We start from the raw sequence: 17,792 nt of genomic DNA on the forward strand, positions 1-17,792 counted from the left end.
GGGCTTTACATAAATAAAAAGGGAGGCATTATCCATGAGTAAAATTATCGGTATTGACTTAGGTACGACAAACTCATGTGTAGCAGTGCTGGAAGGCGGCGAACCGAAAGTCATTCCGAACCCGGAAGGAGGCAGGACAACGCCTTCAGTTGTCGCTTTTAAAAACGGGGAACGCCAAGTAGGGGAAGTCGCAAAACGGCAGGCGATCACGAACCCGAATACCATCATTTCCATCAAACGCCATATGGGTACATCCCATAAAGTCAAGGTGGAAGGAAAAGAATATACGCCGCAGGAAATTTCCGCAATGATCCTGCAATATTTGAAATCTTATGCTGAAGATTACCTTGGAGAGAAAGTGGAAAAAGCGGTCATCACCGTACCGGCCTATTTCAACGATGCCCAGCGTCAGGCGACAAAAGATGCCGGAAAAATTGCCGGGCTTGAAGTGGAACGGATCATCAATGAACCGACAGCCGCTGCGCTTGCATACGGCCTAGACAAAACGGATGAAGACCAAACGATTCTCGTTTTCGACCTTGGCGGCGGTACATTCGACGTATCCATCTTGGAACTCGGTGATGGTGTGTTCGAAGTGCACGCGACTGCCGGTGACAACCACCTCGGCGGTGATGATTTTGACCAGGCGATCATCGATTACCTCGTCGATAATTTCAAAAAAGAGCATGGTATTGACTTGTCCCAGGATAAAATGGCGCTGCAGCGTTTAAAAGATGCAGCCGAAAAAGCGAAAAAAGATTTGTCCGGGGTTACTTCGACACAAATTTCGCTGCCGTTTATTACAGCCGGTGAAGCGGGGCCGCTGCACCTGGAAATGACATTGACCCGTGCGAAATTCGACGAACTGACAGCCCACCTTGTTGAACGGACATTGGGTCCGACCCGCCAGGCTTTGCAAGATGCTGGTTTGACGGCTGCCGATATTGACAAGGTCATCTTAGTCGGTGGTTCGACCCGTATTCCTGCCGTACAGGAAGCGATCCGTAAAGAAATCGGCAAAGAGCCGCATAAAGGCGTCAACCCGGATGAAGTCGTAGCAATGGGTGCTGCGATCCAGGGCGGCGTGTTAACCGGTGACGTAAAAGACGTTGTGCTTTTGGACGTTACTCCACTCTCGCTCGGCATTGAAACAATGGGCGGCGTGTTCACGAAATTGATCGAGCGCAATACGACGATCCCAACGTCGAAATCGCAAATTTTCTCGACTGCAGCCGATAACCAAACAGCAGTGGACATCCACGTGCTGCAAGGGGAACGCCCGATGGCAGCCGACAACAAAACGCTTGGTCGTTTCCAATTGACGGATATTCCGCCTGCACCGCGCGGCGTTCCGCAAATCGAAGTTACTTTTGATATTGATAAAAACGGGATTGTTAATGTTAGTGCAAAAGATTTGGGCACCGGCAAACAGCAAAACATTACGATAAAATCTTCCACGACATTATCCGATGAAGAAATTGAACGGATGGTAAAAGAAGCGGAAGAAAATGCTGAAAGGGATAAAAAACGGAAAGAAGAAGCGGAACTTCGGAATGAGGCAGACCAGCTCGTCTTCACTGCGGAAAAAACGCTAAAAGAGCTTGAAGACAAAGTGGATGCTTCCGAAATTTCAAAAGCGCAAAAAGCAAAAGATGAATTGAAATCTGCCATTGAGAAAAATGATCTCAACGAAATCCGCCAAAAGAAAGATGCTCTGCAGGAAATCGTGCAAAACTTGTCCGTCAAATTGTACCAACAGGCGGCACAGCAACAATCCCAGCAAAATGAAGGCGCACAGGGCGGCGGAAAGAAAGATGACAATGTCGTTGATGCCGATTTTGAAGAAGTCGACGACGATAAATAATCTGGTAACCAATGTTGCCCATTTCAGCATGATATCCATGGAAAAAGTCAAAGTCTGGTCTATTCTCGGCTTTGACTTTTTTCATATGTCAATGCTACAATTACCTCTATGTGAACGTTTCGGGAGTGAGAAGAAATGAGTAAACGGGATTACTATGAAGTGTTGGGCGTCGGGAAAGATGCGACCAAAGAAGAGATTAAAAAAGCTTACCGCAGGCTTTCAAAAAAATACCACCCGGATATCAATAAAGAGCCTGATGCTGCCGAAAAATTCAAGGAAATCTCGGAAGCGTACGAAGTTTTAAGCGATGACCAGAAGCGCGCGCAATACGACCAGTTCGGCCATGCGGGCCCGAACCAGGGCTTTGGCGGATTCGGCGGCGCGGATTTCGGCGGTTTCGGTTTCGAAGATATTTTCAGCACTTTCTTTGGCGGCGGAAGAAGAAACGACCCGAATGCGCCTCGGCAGGGTGCCGATTTGCAATACACGATGACGCTCGAATTTGAAGAAGCCGTATTCGGGAAGGAAACGGATATACGGATACCGCGCGAGGAAACATGCGATACATGCCACGGGACGGGTGCTAGACCGGGGACACATCCTGAAACTTGCCCGCACTGCCACGGAACCGGCACGTTAAATACAGAACAAACAACGGCATTCGGGCGCATTGTCAACCGCAGGACATGCCATTACTGCGGCGGAACCGGTAAGATCATTAAAGAAAAATGCAAAACTTGCGGCGGGACCGGAAAAGTGAAAAAGCGCCGCAAAATTCATGTGAAAATCCCTGCCGGCATTGATGACGGCCAGCAGCTGCGTGTGGCAGGCCAGGGGGAACCGGGCGTAAACGGCGGACCTGCCGGCGATTTGTACATCATTTTTCACGTCAAGCCGCATGAATTGTTTGAACGCGACGGCGACGATATTTACTGCGAAATCCCGATTGCTTTTACCCAGGCAGCTCTTGGGGATGAAATCGAAGTTCCGACCTTGCACGGCAAAGTAAAATTGAAAATCCCTGCCGGCACGCAGACTGGTACGAAATTCAGGCTGCACGGAAAAGGCGTGCCGAACGTCCACGGCTATGGCACTGGCGACCAGCACGTCATTACAAGAATTGTGACGCCGACGAAACTCACCGAGAGGCAAAAACAAATTTTGCGTGAATTTGCCGAAGCGAGCGGAAAAGTCCCGGATGAACACAGCAATAATTTTTTTGGCAAAATGAAAAAAGCTTTTAAAGGGGACTAAACAAATAGGAGTTGGTCATTTCATGAAATGGTCGGAAATTATGATCCATACCGCAAACGAGGCGGTTGAGGCGATTTCGAATATTTTATATGAGGCGGGCGCGGGCGGCATTGTGATCGAAGATTCGAATGAGTTGCTGAAAGAGCATGAGGACCGGTTCGGCGAAATATACGAATTGGACCCGGATGATTTTCCGGATGAAGGGGTCATCATTAAAGCGTATTTGCCCATTAATAGTTTTTTAGGCGAAACAGTGGAAGAAATCAAACAAGCGATTACCAATTTGGCCACTTTCGACATTGATATCGGCCCGAATAAAGTGACGATTAGTGAAGTCAATGAAGAAGAATGGGCAACGGCTTGGAAAAAATACTATAATCCTGTCAAAATATCCGAGAAGTTTACGATCGTTCCGACGTGGGAAAACTATGAACCGGTATCAAGCGACGAACTGATTATCGAGCTGGATCCCGGCATGGCGTTCGGCACCGGCACCCATCCGACGACGGTCATGTGCATCCAGGCATTGGAACGGACAGTGAAACCGGGCGATACAGTGATCGATGTCGGAACCGGTTCCGGCGTGTTAAGCATTGCTGCGGCCATGCTCGGGGCGGAGCGGGTTACCGCGCTTGATTTGGATGAAGTTGCGGTCCATGCGGCCACGCTCAATGTCAAACTCAATAAAATGCAGGACCGTGTAACGGTGAAGCAAAATGATTTGCTGAAAGGAATCAATGGGCAGGCGGATGTTGTCGTTGCGAATATCCTTGCCGAAGTGATTATCGGGTTTACCGAAGATGCGGCAAAAACGGTGAAACCGGGCGGCTGGTTTATTACGTCCGGCATCATCCGCCAAAAGAAAGATGTAGTGAAAGATGCGCTTTTGTCTTCCGGTTTCACCATTGAGGAAACGATGGTGATGGAAGACTGGGTTGCATTAATCGCAAAGCGCGGGTGATTTGATGCAGCGTTATTTTCTAAAACAGTTTTATCACGGGGAACAGGAAGTCCGGCTGCAGGGCGAAGTGTACCATCATATCGCCCATGTCATGAGGATGTCTGAAGGCAGCCGCTTTTATTGTGTATTTTTGGATGAAAAGGCGTGCATATGCGAGATAAAAAAAATCACAAGCGATACGGTCATTGCAAGAATCGTCGGCTGGGAAAACGCTCAGAAGGAACTCCCGGTGCATATCACGGTTGCAAGCGGCCTCCCGAAAGCTGACAAGCTGGAGTGGGTCATCCAAAAGGGGACAGAACTTGGCGCCGATCAGTTTCTGCCTTTCATTGCCGAAAGATCCGTTGTAAAATGGGATGCAAAGAAGGAAGCAAAAAAGAGGGAGCGCTGGAAAAAAATCGCTTTGGAAGCCGCGGAACAGTCGCACCGCAACCATTTACCGGACGTATCTTCCCCTGTTTCCTTTAAAAAGCTTCTCGAAGAAAGCCGTACATACAAACATAAGCTGGTTGCGTTTGAAGAAAGCGCCAAACTGGGGGAGCGGCGCCGTTTTGCGGAGGCGTTGTCGAAAATGGCGGAAGGGGACAATGTCCTGATGGTTTTCGGACCTGAAGGGGGACTGTCCCCTGGAGAAGTCCGCCTGCTTGAAGAATCGGGATTCGAGACTTGCGGTTTGGGCCCGCGTATATTACGGGCAGAAACGGCGCCATTATATGCGCTTGCCGCCATTTCTTACCATTTCGAATTAATGAGGTGAATGTGATGTCAACTGTAGCATTCCATACGTTAGGATGCAAAGTGAACCATTATGAAACGGAGGCCATTTGGCAGCTGTTTAAGAAAGCCGGCTATGAACGGGTCGATTTTGAATCGAATTCCGATGTATATGTGATCAATACGTGTACGGTAACGAATACCGGCGATAAAAAAAGCCGCCAGGTGATCCGCAGGGCGGTGCGCCAAAACCCGGATGCCGTCATCTGCGTCACCGGCTGTTATGCGCAGACGTCCCCGGGTGAGATTCTTGAGATCCCGGGTGTCGATGTCGTCGTCGGCACACAGGACCGCGGGAAAATGCTTGATTACATTGAGCAGTACCGGAAAGAGCGCCAGCCGATCAATGCCGTGAAAAATATTATGAAAAACCGCGTGTACGAAGAAATGGATGTGCCTTATTTCACGGATCGCCACCGCGCTTCTTTAAAAATTCAGGAAGGCTGCAACAATTTCTGCACATTTTGCATCATTCCGTGGGCCCGCGGCCTGATGCGGTCAAGGGATCCTGAAAAAGTGATCAGCCAGGCGCAGCAGCTCGTCGATGCCGGTTACAAAGAACTGATTTTAACCGGCATCCATACGGGCGGGTACGGGCAAGATTTGAAAGATTATAATTTGGCAATGCTTTTAAGGGATTTGGAAGAAAAAGTGCATGGTTTAAAACGCGTCCGCATTTCTTCAATTGAAGCAAGCCAATTGACGGATGAAGTGATCGATGTCATTAAAAACTCAAAGGTCATCGTCCGCCATATGCATGTGCCGATCCAGTCAGGCTCTGATAGCGTGCTGAAAAGAATGCGCCGTAAATACACGATGGCACAATTTGCCGAGCGGATTACGAAATTAAAAGAAGCGCTGCCGGGTCTTGCTTTAACTTCCGATGTCATCGTCGGCTTCCCGGGTGAAACGGAAGAAGAATTCATGGAAACCTATCATTTTATCAAAGAACATAAATTTGCGGAACTCCATGTCTTCCCGTACTCGCCAAGGACAGGCACGCCGGCTGCAAGAATGAAGGACCAGATTGATGAGGAAACGAAAAATGAACGCGTCCACCGCATGATCACGTTGAGCGACCAGCTGGCAAAAGAATATGCGTCCAAATTTGAAAACGAAGTGCTCGAAGTCATTCCGGAAGAGCCTTATAAAGAAGATCCGGAAAGCGGCCTTTACGAGGGTTATACGGACAATTACCTGAAAGTTGTCTTCCCGGCAACGCCGGATATGGTCGGCAAGCTGGTAAAAGTTAAAATTACAAAAGCCGGTTACCCGTACAATGAAGCTAAATTTGTCAGGGTAATGGACGATGTGCTTCCGGCTGTAAACGAAGCGATGTAAACGTGAAAGGAGAGACGGAAAAAATGGCTGTAGACCTCGCAAAAATGATTGACCATACATTATTAAAACCGGAAGCCACACAGGAGCAGATCACAAAACTGTGCGAAGAAGCCAAACAATACGGCTTTGCATCGGTTTGTGTGAATCCAACATGGGTGGCATATGCGCACCAGCTTTTGGCCGGAACCGGTGTGAAAGTCTGCACGGTGATCGGGTTCCCGCTTGGCGCCACTACTCCTGAAGCTAAGGCGTTCGAAGCGGAAAATGCGATCCAAAACGGCGCAGATGAAGTCGATATGGTGATTAATATCAGCGCTTTAAAAAGCAAAAACTTTGAACTCGTTGAAAAAGACATCCGTGCCGTTTGCGAAAAAGCGAAGGAAAAGGCATTGGTCAAAGTGATCATTGAAACATGCCTGCTGACAGACGAAGAGAAAGTAGAGGCATGTAAACTTGCGGTAAAAGCCGGTTCAGATTATGTGAAGACGTCCACCGGATTTTCAACGGGGGGCGCGACAAAAGAAGATGTCGCCTTGATGCGGAAAACGGTCGGGGAAGAAATCGGCGTTAAAGCTTCCGGCGGGGTGCGTACGCGCGAAGATGCGCTTGCGATGGTGGAAGCCGGCGCCACAAGAATCGGCACAAGTGCCGGCACCCAAATTGTCAAAGGTTGATAAAAACATCCGGGCAAATTTCCTGCCCGGGTGTTTTATTTTTTTCCGTGGAAAGTCACAATGAAACGGCCGAAGTTTTCGGAAAAAGGCAGCACGGCAAGGGAAGAGATCAAGTTAAATAGAAGGCTTGCATGGGCAAGCTGCTGTTCAGGGGTGGACGAAAGCGCCCGGCACCCGTCTGCAAGCAAATGGAGGAAAGGCAAAAAAATAAGTGCACCTCCGATATTCAGCCAAACATGGGTAAAAGCCGTGAGCCTTGCTTCTTCACCTGCGCCGATGCTCGCCAAAAGGCCAGTTATGCATGTCCCGATATTTGCGCCAAGCATAATAGCAATCCCGGTTTCAAGCGGAAAAACGCCCGATCCGAGAAAGCCCATTGCCATTCCGATCGTGACCGTGCTCGACTGGATGGCGGCGGAAAGGAGAATGCCAAGAAAAAAAGCGGACATAGCGTGTGTGTTCAAAACGGAAAACAAATGCTGCACGAAAGCCGTTTTCGAAAGCGGAATGGCAAGCACCTCAAAACCGCGCATCGCGGCAAACACAAGCGAAAGGCCGAACAAAATATGCCCCGCGCTTTTTAAACGCTTGTTTCCGAAAAAGATCAAAACCGCGCCTGCACCCAAAAATGGCAGGATCAGCTCGGATAAATGAAATGTCAGCATTTCCAGCGTAAAAGTGGTGCCAATATTGGTGCCTAAAATAATGCCGATCGATTGCGCGAACGTTAACATTTTGGCGGAAACAAGCCCGACCGTGATGACCATGACAGCGGAGCTGCTTTGCAGAAGCGCCGTCATGGCTGTTCCAAACAGCATGCCGGAAAATGGTGTGCCCGCCAGTTTTTTTAGCCAACGCTCGGCCTGGTTGCCGGACAATTCAAACAGCCCGGTTCGCAGCCTGTGGATTCCGAATAAAAATGTGATGATCAATAAAAGAAACCAAACAGAATAAAGCATGTCCTTCCCCCCGTAAGATCATATGGAAAGAAAGGGAAGAACATGCCTGTTTTATGAAGCGGGCTTTATTTTTCTTGTTTGGCTCCGGCAACTGTGATGCAATGCTTGACGTTCAGTAAAGCACGCGGAAATCCTTGAAATGTTCCTGGTTTGGCAAATATTCAATATAGACATCGGTTACTTTTGCAAAACGGGAAGGTCCTTTTTTTAGCCCCGCGATAAACTTTTCCATCGCCTTTTGTTCCCCTTCCGCCATCACTTCCACGCTGCCGTCATCGTTGTTTCGGACCCATCCGCGGATATGCAGTTGGTTTGCTAGAAACTGGGTATGATAGCGGAACCCGACGCCTTGTACTCTGCCGGAAACAATGACGTGTGCCACTTCGTTTTTTTCCATCGTAATCCCTCAATCTTTTATAGAAACTTTACATCCATTATAACAAAATTTTAAAATATGCGCCCCTGATGAGGCAAAAGCATGTAAACATCTGCACATTCCGCATATGCTGACTTGAGCGAGCAGAAAAAAAGAGCCGGTATCAACAAGACATGGAAGCGCAGATGTTGACCGAATATGGAGGATATTATATACTTATAAAGTACATGGGTTTCCATGCCTGACATGTAACCGTTTGTGTTCGGAGGGAGGGAAAGAGAAATGTCAAAAACAATCGTTCGGAAAAACGAATCGCTTGAGGATGCTCTTCGTCGCTTCAAACGTTCTGTTTCCAAAACGGGAACTTTGCAAGAATATAGAAAGCGCGAATTCTATGAAAAACCAAGCGTAAGGCGCAAGAAGAAATCTGAAGCTGCCAGAAAACGTAAGTGGTAAGAGAGGGTGGAATGATGAGTCTTCTCGAGCGTTTAAATAGCGATATGAAGCAAGCGATGAAGAACAAAGAAAAAGAGAAACTCTCCGTAATTCGTATGCTGAAAGCAGCTGTTCAAAACGAAGCGATCAAGCTCGGAAAAGACGGTTTGACGAATGATGAAGAGTTGACGGTCCTTTCTCGCGAAGTAAAGCAACGCAAAGACTCCCTCCAGGAATTTAAAAACGCGGGTCGTGACGACCTTGTTGAAAAAATCCAAAATGAATTGACTTATGTGAACGCATATTTGCCGGAGCAGCTTTCTGAAGATGAATTGCGTGAAATTGTCCAACAAACGATTGAGGAAGTGCGTGCCGCTTCGAAAGCTGATATTGGCAAAGTAATGGGAGCCGTCATGCCGAAAGTAAAAGGCAAAGCCGACGGTTCGATTGTTAGAAATATCGTTCAGCAGCAATTATCATGATCTTTGCATAATAAAGCCGGGAATCCGAGGGGTTTCCGGTTTTTTAAATGCTCTGCCCCATTCCCTATCTTTTCATCCTCCCGTCCCTGATCATCCAGCCCCTTTCCAGATGAAGAGAAGCACTGCGTAAAATGAGGAAGGTACGGGATCGGCAAGTAAATTTACCCGAAAGAACAAGAAACAGAATTGAAAGAAAAACTTCAAGCATACATTGAAAAATATTTTCCGGACGGGACGATCGAATATTTTACATAAAATCCCGGAATGTGCCTGCAAGAAAATCGCAAATTCAGTGATGAACCCCTTTTTTGTGTCATAAATATGAGATGAAAGGGGGGTTCTTTTTTATGGCAAAAAAATGGCGGCAGCAATTGCAAAACTGGATGGCACATAAAATGGAACTTCCACAAGATGTGATGATGGACCTTCCAAGAATCACGATGATTGGCCAGATCCATATTTACATTGAAAACCACCGCGGCCTTTTGACATTTACAGATAAAGAAGTCCGGCTGCTCCTCGAAAACGGGCAGCTATTGATCAAAGGCCAGTCGTTTGTCATCAAAACGATTTTACCTGAAGAAATCTTATTGGAAGGCAAAATAGATGAAGTTGTGTATTTGAACGGATAGGAGTGGCTTCGGTTGAAAAATCAATGGGTAACATTTATAAAGGGGACAGTGCTCGTAAAAATTGAAGGAAAAGGGATTGAACGTTTTATCAACCAGCTGACACGGTCCGATTTGGTGGTATGGAATGTAAAGCGGAAGGGAACGATGACCGTCACGTTCGAGATGCATTTGGCTGATATCCACAAACTCCGGAAACAGGCGAGGGGCCAAGACTTAGAGATCCGCTTTTTACGTGGCCGGGGCGTACCTTTTTTATGGAAAAGGACGCTGAAAAACGCCGGATTCCTGTTTGGTTTTTTTCTGTTTTTGGCCATGATCACGCTTCTTTCCAATGTGGTTTGGGGGGTGGAAATTAAAGGCGCGTCCCCGAAAACTGAGCATGAAATCCGCAAGCAATTGGACAAACTGGGAATTAAGAAAGGGAATTTGCAATTTTTCCTGGATGACATCGAAACGGTCCAGCATAAGCTGACAAACGCGCTTCCCGGCGTGACGTGGATCGGTGTTGATTTGCAGGGGACAACCTACCATTTTACTGTCGTAGAGAAAAATACGCCGAAGCCGGTTAAAAATCCGGGGCCGCAGCATCTTGTCGCCTCGCAGAAAGCGGTCGTCGAAAATATGTTTGTCGAAAAGGGAAAGCCGGTTGTGAAAATCAACCAGTATGTCAAAAAAGGCCAGCTGCTTGTTTCGGGCATCATTGGAAATGATAAAGAAAAATATCCGGTTGCGGCAAAGGGGAAGATCTATGGAAAAACATGGTATAAAACTGCTGTTGAGCTTCCGCTGAAATCCCGCTTCCAAGTCTATACTGGCAATGAAATCCGCAAATATTACGTCGGTATCGGATCCGTAAAGCTGCATGTATGGGGGTTTAAAAACCAAGCGTACAAGTATTCCGATACGTCGGAAGAGGCGGATAGCGTGAAATTCCTGAAATGGAAGACGCCGATCCGCATCATCCGGCAGACGGTACGGGAAAAAGAAGATGCGCCGAGAGTATACACAAAAAATGAGGCCGTGAAGGAAGCAAAGATTTTGGCCATGCAAGATTTGCGCAAAAAACTGGAAAAGGATGCGCAAATCACAGATGAATATGTTTTGCAAGAAAAAGTGGAGAATGGTACATTAAAAATGGCAATCCATTACGAAGTGATAGAGAATATTGCAATTGCAAAACCAATTGCTCAAGGAGACTTAGAATGACAGAAGAAAGCACGGCAAAACTACAATTGGAAAATACAAACGAAGCAGTGCTCCTGTTCGGGATTTCCGACAGGCATTTGAAACTACTTGAGGATGCCTACGGGGTGCATATCATCACCCGCGGTGAAACGATCCAGGCAAGCGGGGAAGAAGAGGCTGCCGAAAGGGTTATTATGGTGATGGCCAAGCTGCTTGATCTTGTCCGGAAAGGCATCCATATCAGCGGGCGTGATGTGCTATACGCTGTTGAACTGGAAAGAAAGGGGCACCTTGATTATTTTACCATCCTGTATGAAGAAGAAATCTCCCGCAATGCGAAAGGAAAAGCGATTCGCATCAAAACTTTGGGGCAACTAGACTATATCAAAGCGATCCGGCACCATGACCTGGTTTTCGGGATCGGCCCGGCCGGTACGGGAAAGACGTATTTGGCGGTCGTAATGGCGGTGAATGCGTTAAAAAGCGGGCAGGTCAAAAGGATCATATTAACCCGCCCTGCAGTTGAAGCGGGCGAGAGCCTTGGCTTTTTGCCCGGTGACCTGAAAGAAAAAGTCGACCCGTATTTGCGCCCCCTTTATGATGCGTTAAATGATGTTTTGGGCGCGGAACATACCCAGCGCCTTATAGAAAGGGAAACGATTGAAATTGCGCCGCTTGCCTATATGCGCGGGCGTACGCTGGATGATGCGTTTGTCATCCTGGATGAGGCGCAAAATACGACGCAGGCGCAAATGAAAATGTTTCTGACGCGGCTTGGCTTAAATTCTAAAATGGTCATTACCGGCGACAGGACGCAGATTGACCTGCCGAAAGGGGTGGAATCGGGGCTTTTGACAGCGGAAAGGGTGCTCGAAAATATACAAGGCATCGCATTTGTGTATCTTGAAGAAAGCGATGTCGTCCGCCATCCTTTGGTTGCAAAAATCATCGAGGCCTACCAGAATGCGTAACCCGAATGCTTTTATCCGGGTTATTTTGCCATGCAATTTATGCGGAAAACTGGTATGATGGAAGCGTTAAGACTGATTCTAAAAGGGCGGTGTCAAACGGCAGATGAAATTGCATGAGCATATCGGCAGGCTGCGGGTGATGCTGGGATTTAAAGGGTTTACATCCGTTATCCTGTGTTCTCTGGCCCTTATTATGTTCGGTATCTTTTATCCAGACATCAGGCCACAAACATACGATATTAAATTATTTTCGATTGCGAATAATACGATCCGCTCCCCGAAAACAGTTATTGATGAAGAGAAGACGAACGAAGAAAAGCAGAAAGCGGCCCGTGAAGTGGCAAAAGCTTACACTTATGAAACTAGCCAGGTGCAAAACCGTGTTTCCCTTATGAATTCTATCTTTGATGTGGTGGAAGAAGTGAATGGGAAATATGAAAAACAAAAAGAGAGCGGCAAAAGCAGCAACAAATTACAGGAAGAAGAACTGGCAAAACTAAAAGAAATCCTTACTGAAAATGTTTCAGGCAATGTGGCCGGTTCCATTTTCGACAACAGTTTTCTCGCACTTTTGTCCGCTTCTCCGGATGATTTGGATGCAGTTAGAAGCGTTGTGGTCAGTAGTGCCGAAGAAGCGCTCGGCAAAAAAATCACAGAAGACGATGTGGCTTATGCCCGGGATGCCGTTGCGGTGAAAATCAGCAGATCCGCATTGCCAGCAGGAAAACTGCGGCGGCCGAACTCGGAAAGTACGCCATTGTGCCCAATTATGTGTATGATGCAAAGCTGACGGAAAAAAGAAAAAAGCAAGCGATGGATAGTGTGGAGCCTGTTAAAATTCTTCAGGGGCAGGTCATTGTCCAGGAAGGGCATCTGATCGACCGCGAAACATACCGCCAGCTTGAACTGTTCGGCTTATTAAAAAATAGCGGATCGATCAAACCGTATATCGGATTGGCCGTTTTTGTCCTGCTTGCCTGCACCCTTTTGTATTTATATGTCCGCCATATGCGCGCCCCCGAAGAAACGAAGCAGAACCGGCTTGTCATGGCAGGCATGATTCTTCTGATCGCGCTTGCATTGATGAAGCTGATCGGCGCATTGATCCACCTGCAAATTGCCGGGATCGAATATGTTTACCCTGCGGCAATGGCCCCAATGCTTGCCCAGATTCTGCTCAGGGACCGTTCGGCTTTTTTGCTTGGTGTCCTGCTTGCGGCATGCGCGAGCATTGAATTCCACGGTGAATTAGCCGATATGTTTAATGCCGAGATGGTCGTGTATGCGTTATTGAGCGGTACTGCCGGCATATTACTTTTGCTGGCGCGGCTTGAGCGGACACGGCTTTTTAAAACTGGGATATCCGTCGCGCTTTTCAATATGCTGGCCGTCTGTTTTATTTATTTGTTGAATCCCGGGCAAATGGCACAAATGGATTTTTTGTATTCCCTTTTGTTTGCGTTTTTGTCCGGCATTTTGTCTGCGGTCTTGACCATGGGGCTGCAGTCGTTTTTTGAAGCGGCGTTCGGCATTTTGTCCCCGATGCGGCTGATTGAATTGTCCAACCCGAACCATCCGCTTTTGAAAAAAATCTTGATAGAAGCCCCCGGCACGTATCATCATAGTTTGATGGTCGCAAACTTGTCCGAAGCGGCGTGCGAAGCGATCGGGGCAAACGGCCTTTTGGCGCGTGTCGGAAGCTACTATCATGATATCGGGAAAACGAAGCGCCCGCAATTTTTTATCGAAAACCAGATGAATACCGGCAATCCCCATGACCGACTCGAGCCGGAAGTAAGCCGGGACATTATTCTTGCCCATACAAAAGACGGGGCGGAAATGCTAAAAAATTATAGGCTGCCGAAAGCTTTGGTGTACATTGCCGAACAGCACCACGGGACGACATGTTTAAAATATTTTTACAGCAAGGCGAAAAAGAAAAGCTCGGAGGTAAAAGAAGAAGATTACCGCTATTCCGGCCCGAAGCCGCAGACGAAAGAAGCCGCTGTCATCAATATTGCGGACAGCGTTGAAGCGGCCGTCCTACGCCGGAAGAAATTCAAAATTTGGTCCACAGCATTGTGCAGGCCCGCATGATGGATGGACAGTTTAATGAATGTGACATTATGATGAAAGAATTGAAGATTGTTAAATGTACGCTTTGCGAAACGCTGAACGGCATTTTCCATTCAAGGATCCAGTATCCGAAGTAGTTTCACGGCCGTGGGTGTATCGCGTTTACCATCAATATTTGTTAACATTACAATTGCATAATATAAAGAAAAAGGATGGCTGACATGACCTTATCGATTGATTTGATTGATGAAACGAATGAGCTGGCAGAAGAAAATCTGCGGCTCGTTGAAGATTTGTTGAATTATGCGGCTGAACAAGAAGGGGTTGAGGACGGGACCGAGTTGTCGGTGACCTTCACCGATAACGAGCGGATCCGCGAAATTAACCGCGAGTACCGTGATAAAGACCAGCCAACTGATGTCATTTCTTTTGCGCTTGAAGAGTCCGGGGAAGGGGAGATCGAAATTATTGGTGAGGGATTGCCGCGTGTGCTCGGGGATATTATCATTTCCGTGCCGCGCGCAAGGGAGCAGGCCAGGGAATACGGGCACTCGTTTTTAAGGGAGCTGGGCTTTTTGTCCGTTCACGGGTTTCTCCATCTGCTCGGTTACGACCATATGACAAAAGAAGATGAAGCGGAAATGTTCGGCCGCCAGAAAGAGATTTTAGACGGATATGGGCTCAAAAGGTAAAAATATCCCGAAATACCGTACCCCTTTCCGGCCGGCTTTGGAAGGAGTGTGGCAGACGATCAGGCGGGAACGGAATTTCCGGTTTCATCTTTTTGCGGCTTTTTGCGCCGTTTTGCTCGGTTTCTTTTTCTCCCTTTCCAAAGCCGAATGGATTGCAGTGCTTTTTTCAATCTTCGGCGTATTTTCGATGGAACTGATGAATACGGCAGTTGAGCGGACGGTAGATTTGGCGGATGGCCGGTACCATCCGCTTGCCAAGCAGGCAAAGGATGCGGCAGCGGCAGCGGTGCTGATGGCTGCGGTGCTCGCCGCCATCATCGGCTGCATCGTATTTCTTCCGAAACTGCTTCACTTATTCGAAGGAGCGGCTTTTTGATGCGGCTTCTTTTTTTATGAAGAACCGAAATGATCAGCGCGAAATCCGCCCGCTTTCCGCCCGCGCCGAGCCTCCTCGCACGGTTCCGTACTGCGGGGTCTCGCCTGGCCCGTCTTTTCCCGCAGGAGTCCCGCAAATTTCGCACTGATCCGCATGATCCTGTAAATAGCCCTTTAAACCTTCCTGTGGTCGGCGCGGTTTGAAACACGTCTTTCTTTACGATAAAATAAGATTAAACCAGCCATACATCGACAAAATTTTAACGAAACTTAAAATATTCAAAAATAATGAAAAATACATTTTAACTTTGAGGCAAACTTGTAGTAAAATACAATTAAAGGGGAAAACATATGAAGATCAAACAGTTAATCGAAGAAGCGAAGTCAGCACGAAACAAAGCATATGTTCCGTACTCCAAATTTCCGGTGGGCGCCGCCCTGCTTGCAAAAGACGGAAGGATGTTCCACGGCTGCAATATTGAAAATGCGGCGTACTCGGTCGGCAATTGCGCGGAACGGACGGCCATTTTTAAAGCTTATTCTGAAGGCGTCAAGGATTTTACCGCCCTGGCTGTTATTGCGGATACAGACCGGCCATGCTCCCCGTGCGGCGCGTGCAGGCAGGTCATCTCGGAGCTTTGCCCGAAAGACATGAAAATTGTACTGGCCAATTTAAAGGGTGATATTATGGAAACAACGGTTGAAGCGCTGTTGCCGGGCGCTTTCTCAGCGGAGGATTTGCATGGATAATTCAGCATATAAATCAGGTTTTATCTCGATTATCGGGCGCCCGAATGTCGGGAAGTCCACATTTTTGAATCATGTCATTGGGCAAAAAATCGCCATTATGAGCGATAAGCCGCAGACGACAAGGAATAAAGTCCAGGGCGTCTATACAACGGATGAAGCGCAGATGATTTTTATCGATACGCCCGGGATCCATAAGCCGAAGCATAAGCTCGGCGATTTCATGATGAAAGTGGCAACGAACACGCTGAAAGAAGTCGACCTCATTTTATTTATGGTCAATGCCGAAGAAAAACTCGGCCGCGGCGATGAATATATTATTGAAATGTTAAAAAACATTCGTACGCCCGTATTTTTGGTCATTAATAAAATTGATCTCGTCCATTCGGATGACCTGCTCGGGATCATTGGACAGTATAAGGATTTGTATCCATTCCGGGAAGTTGTCCCCATTTCCGCGCTTGCCGGAAACAATATTGACCGGCTGCTTGAAACCATCCAGAAGTATTTGCCGGAAGGGCCGCAGTATTATCCTGCCGACCAGGTGACGGACCACCCTGAACGTTTTATCATTTCGGAACTGATCCGCGAAAAAGTGCTTCATCTGACAAGAGAAGAAGTTCCCCATTCCATCGCGGTAGTCATCGATAAGATTGAGAGGATGGAAAATCGGGATGTCATCCGCGTCATGGCCACCATTGTGGTGGAAAGGCCGTCGCAAAAAGGGATTGTGATTGGCAAACAAGGCGCCATGTTAAAGGAAATCGGAAAAAGGGCAAGGGGGGATATCGAAAATTTGCTTGGATCAAAGGTCTATTTGGAATTGTGGGTGAAAGTGCAGAAAGACTGGCGCAATAAAATCAGCCAGCTTCGCGATTTTGGCTTCAGGGAAGACGAATATTAACCCAGAGATGAATTCACGCGCCAATTGACAATTTTTACGCCGAATGTTTGCATCTGCTCTGGTGAAGCTATGAGTGAAGGCTTTTAAAAATTCATGACCCTCACAACATGAAAGGCGTGGTGAAGATGTTGGAATTTACCTGGAAAGTCTTTGCGGATACCGGCAATATTGATACGTACCTGCTTTTTAAAGAACTGGAAAGGGATCGGCAAAAAGAACGGCAGGAACCCGAAGAAGATCCGGCTGAAGCGGATTTTCCGGTAACATGACCCGCCGGCAGGCCGGGCCGGCCGCTTTTTAAAAGCAAGAGGTGGGAAGGTTGTTCGAAAAATGTGAAGGGATCGTCATTAAAAATACGGATTATGGCGAATCCAATAAAATATTGCATATTTATACGCGGGAATTTGGGAAACTGAGTGTAATGGCACGCGGTGCAAAAAAACCGAACAGCCGCTTGGCCGCGGTTTCCCAAATCTTTACATACGGAAACTTTCTTTTCCAGCCGTCGCGGGGTCTCGGCACACTCCAACAGGGCGAAATTGTTTCTTCCATGCGCTATATCCGCGAAGATATTTTTAAAACGGCATATGCCGTATATGTGATTGAACTTTTGGATAAGGCGGTGGAAGACAAAAAAAAGAACCCTTTTTTGTTTGAACTGCTGCTGCGCACGCTTGAATATATCGATGAAGGCTATGATACGGAAATCATCACCAACATTTTTGAAATGAAAATGCTGAATGTGCTCGGGCTGTACCCGTCCATGGACAAGTGCGCGGTATGCGGAAGCCGGGCAGGGGCCTTTGCATTTTCCATCCGGGAAAACGGACTTCTTTGCGACCGCTGTTTTGGCCGCGACCCGTACCGGCTTCCGTTGTCCCAGCCCTCCATCAGGCTGCTCCGGATTTTTTATTTTCTGGATATCAACCGGCTAGGCACCATTTCCGTAAAAGAATCGACAAAAAAAGAATTAAGGCAGGCCATTTCCATGTACTATGATGAATATTCTGGCCTGCATTTGAAATCGAAACGTTTTCTCAGCCAAATGGAAGAGCTAAAAAAAGGCCTGAAACCGGATGAAGGATAATCT

The 17,792-nt window shown here is 47.5% G+C and carries 19 protein-coding genes and 1 pseudogene; 18 read left to right on the plus strand and 2 right to left on the minus strand.

Features of this window, described 5'->3' with window-relative positions:
- The first annotated feature begins 34 nt into the window (after positions 1-34).
- From dnaK to deoC, 6 genes are all read left to right on the plus strand, one after another.
- Positions 35-1,864 carry a molecular chaperone DnaK gene (gene dnaK / locus GBH70_RS03945; RefSeq protein ID WP_151679808.1) on the plus strand — a complete coding sequence of 610 codons (1,830 nt, stop codon included), beginning with the start codon at positions 35-37 and terminating at the stop codon, positions 1,862-1,864.
- 135 nt (positions 1,865-1,999) lie between these two features.
- Positions 2,000-3,118 (plus strand): molecular chaperone DnaJ, encoded by a 1,119-nt coding sequence (gene dnaJ / locus GBH70_RS03950; protein ID WP_151679809.1) that lies wholly within the window; start codon positions 2,000-2,002, stop codon positions 3,116-3,118.
- Positions 3,119-3,140: 22 nt separating this feature from the next.
- A complete protein-coding gene (prmA, locus tag GBH70_RS03955; protein ID WP_151679810.1) occupies positions 3,141-4,079 on the plus strand; it encodes a 50S ribosomal protein L11 methyltransferase in 939 nt (312 codons plus the stop codon).
- Positions 4,080-4,083: 4 nt separating this feature from the next.
- The gene (locus GBH70_RS03960; RefSeq protein ID WP_151679811.1) at positions 4,084-4,836 is read left to right on the plus strand and encodes a 16S rRNA (uracil(1498)-N(3))-methyltransferase; all 753 of its coding nucleotides are present in this window, start codon (positions 4,084-4,086) and stop codon (positions 4,834-4,836) included.
- Positions 4,837-4,841: 5 nt separating this feature from the next.
- On the plus strand, positions 4,842-6,194 hold the full coding sequence (gene mtaB, locus GBH70_RS03965; protein WP_151679812.1) for a tRNA (N(6)-L-threonylcarbamoyladenosine(37)-C(2))-methylthiotransferase MtaB: 1,353 nt from the start codon (positions 4,842-4,844) through the stop codon (positions 6,192-6,194).
- A gap of 23 nt (positions 6,195-6,217) precedes the next feature.
- Positions 6,218-6,868, plus strand: coding sequence for a deoxyribose-phosphate aldolase (gene deoC, locus GBH70_RS03970; RefSeq protein WP_151679878.1), 651 nt, complete (start codon positions 6,218-6,220; stop codon positions 6,866-6,868).
- A 35-nt stretch (positions 6,869-6,903) separates the two neighbouring features.
- Here the strand turns inward: deoC and GBH70_RS03975 are convergent, their stop codons facing one another.
- Both GBH70_RS03975 and yccX read right to left on the minus strand, forming a co-directional pair.
- Positions 6,904-7,827, minus strand: coding sequence for a Na/Pi symporter (locus GBH70_RS03975; RefSeq protein ID WP_151679813.1), 924 nt, complete (start codon positions 7,825-7,827; stop codon positions 6,904-6,906).
- A 112-nt stretch (positions 7,828-7,939) separates the two neighbouring features.
- Entirely contained in the window at positions 7,940-8,224 is a 285-nt protein-coding gene (gene yccX, locus GBH70_RS03980; RefSeq protein ID WP_151679814.1) for an acylphosphatase, read from the minus strand.
- Between the two features lie 261 nt (positions 8,225-8,485).
- Between yccX and rpsU the strand changes: the two genes are divergently transcribed.
- From rpsU to recO, 12 genes and pseudogenes are all read left to right on the plus strand, one after another.
- Positions 8,486-8,659, plus strand: coding sequence for a 30S ribosomal protein S21 (rpsU, locus tag GBH70_RS03985; protein ID WP_151679815.1), 174 nt, complete (start codon positions 8,486-8,488; stop codon positions 8,657-8,659).
- A gap of 14 nt (positions 8,660-8,673) precedes the next feature.
- Positions 8,674-9,120 (plus strand): GatB/YqeY domain-containing protein, encoded by a 447-nt coding sequence (locus tag GBH70_RS03990; protein WP_151679816.1) that lies wholly within the window; start codon positions 8,674-8,676, stop codon positions 9,118-9,120.
- 347 nt (positions 9,121-9,467) lie between these two features.
- A complete protein-coding gene (gene yqfC, locus GBH70_RS03995; protein WP_151679817.1) occupies positions 9,468-9,752 on the plus strand; it encodes a sporulation protein YqfC in 285 nt (94 codons plus the stop codon).
- A 12-nt stretch (positions 9,753-9,764) separates the two neighbouring features.
- Positions 9,765-10,958 carry a sporulation protein YqfD gene (gene yqfD, locus GBH70_RS04000; protein WP_151679818.1) on the plus strand — a complete coding sequence of 398 codons (1,194 nt, stop codon included), beginning with the start codon at positions 9,765-9,767 and terminating at the stop codon, positions 10,956-10,958.
- Positions 10,955-11,908: a PhoH family protein gene (locus GBH70_RS04005; protein ID WP_151679819.1), complete on the plus strand. Its 954-nt coding sequence runs from the start codon at positions 10,955-10,957 to the stop codon at positions 11,906-11,908. Before yqfD ends, GBH70_RS04005 begins: the two co-directional genes overlap by 4 nt.
- 103 nt (positions 11,909-12,011) lie before the next feature.
- Positions 12,012-14,121, plus strand: a pseudogene (locus tag GBH70_RS17920) (HD family phosphohydrolase).
- Positions 14,122-14,205: 84 nt separating this feature from the next.
- Entirely contained in the window at positions 14,206-14,676 is a 471-nt protein-coding gene (ybeY, locus tag GBH70_RS04015; RefSeq protein WP_151679820.1) for an rRNA maturation RNase YbeY, read from the plus strand.
- Positions 14,660-15,052, plus strand: a complete 393-nt coding sequence (locus GBH70_RS04020; protein ID WP_151679821.1) for a diacylglycerol kinase family protein — start codon at positions 14,660-14,662, stop codon at positions 15,050-15,052. The genes ybeY and GBH70_RS04020 overlap by 17 nt, the downstream gene beginning before the upstream one ends.
- Positions 15,053-15,402: 350 nt before the next feature.
- Positions 15,403-15,801, plus strand: coding sequence for a cytidine deaminase (locus GBH70_RS04025; protein ID WP_151679822.1), 399 nt, complete (start codon positions 15,403-15,405; stop codon positions 15,799-15,801).
- Complete coding sequence (gene era, locus GBH70_RS04030; protein ID WP_151679823.1) at positions 15,794-16,702, plus strand: GTPase Era; 909 nt, start codon at positions 15,794-15,796, stop codon at positions 16,700-16,702. The genes GBH70_RS04025 and era overlap by 8 nt, the downstream gene beginning before the upstream one ends.
- Before the next feature lie 125 nt (positions 16,703-16,827).
- Positions 16,828-16,971, plus strand: a complete 144-nt coding sequence (locus tag GBH70_RS04035; RefSeq protein ID WP_151679824.1) for a YqzL family protein — start codon at positions 16,828-16,830, stop codon at positions 16,969-16,971.
- A 50-nt stretch (positions 16,972-17,021) separates the two neighbouring features.
- Positions 17,022-17,789, plus strand: coding sequence for a DNA repair protein RecO (recO, locus tag GBH70_RS04040; RefSeq protein WP_151679825.1), 768 nt, complete (start codon positions 17,022-17,024; stop codon positions 17,787-17,789).
- Positions 17,790-17,792: the final 3 nt, after the last annotated feature.

The organism is Weizmannia acidilactici (assembly GCF_008974225.1).
GTDB lineage: Bacteria > Bacillota > Bacilli > Bacillales > Bacillaceae_C > Weizmannia > Weizmannia acidilactici.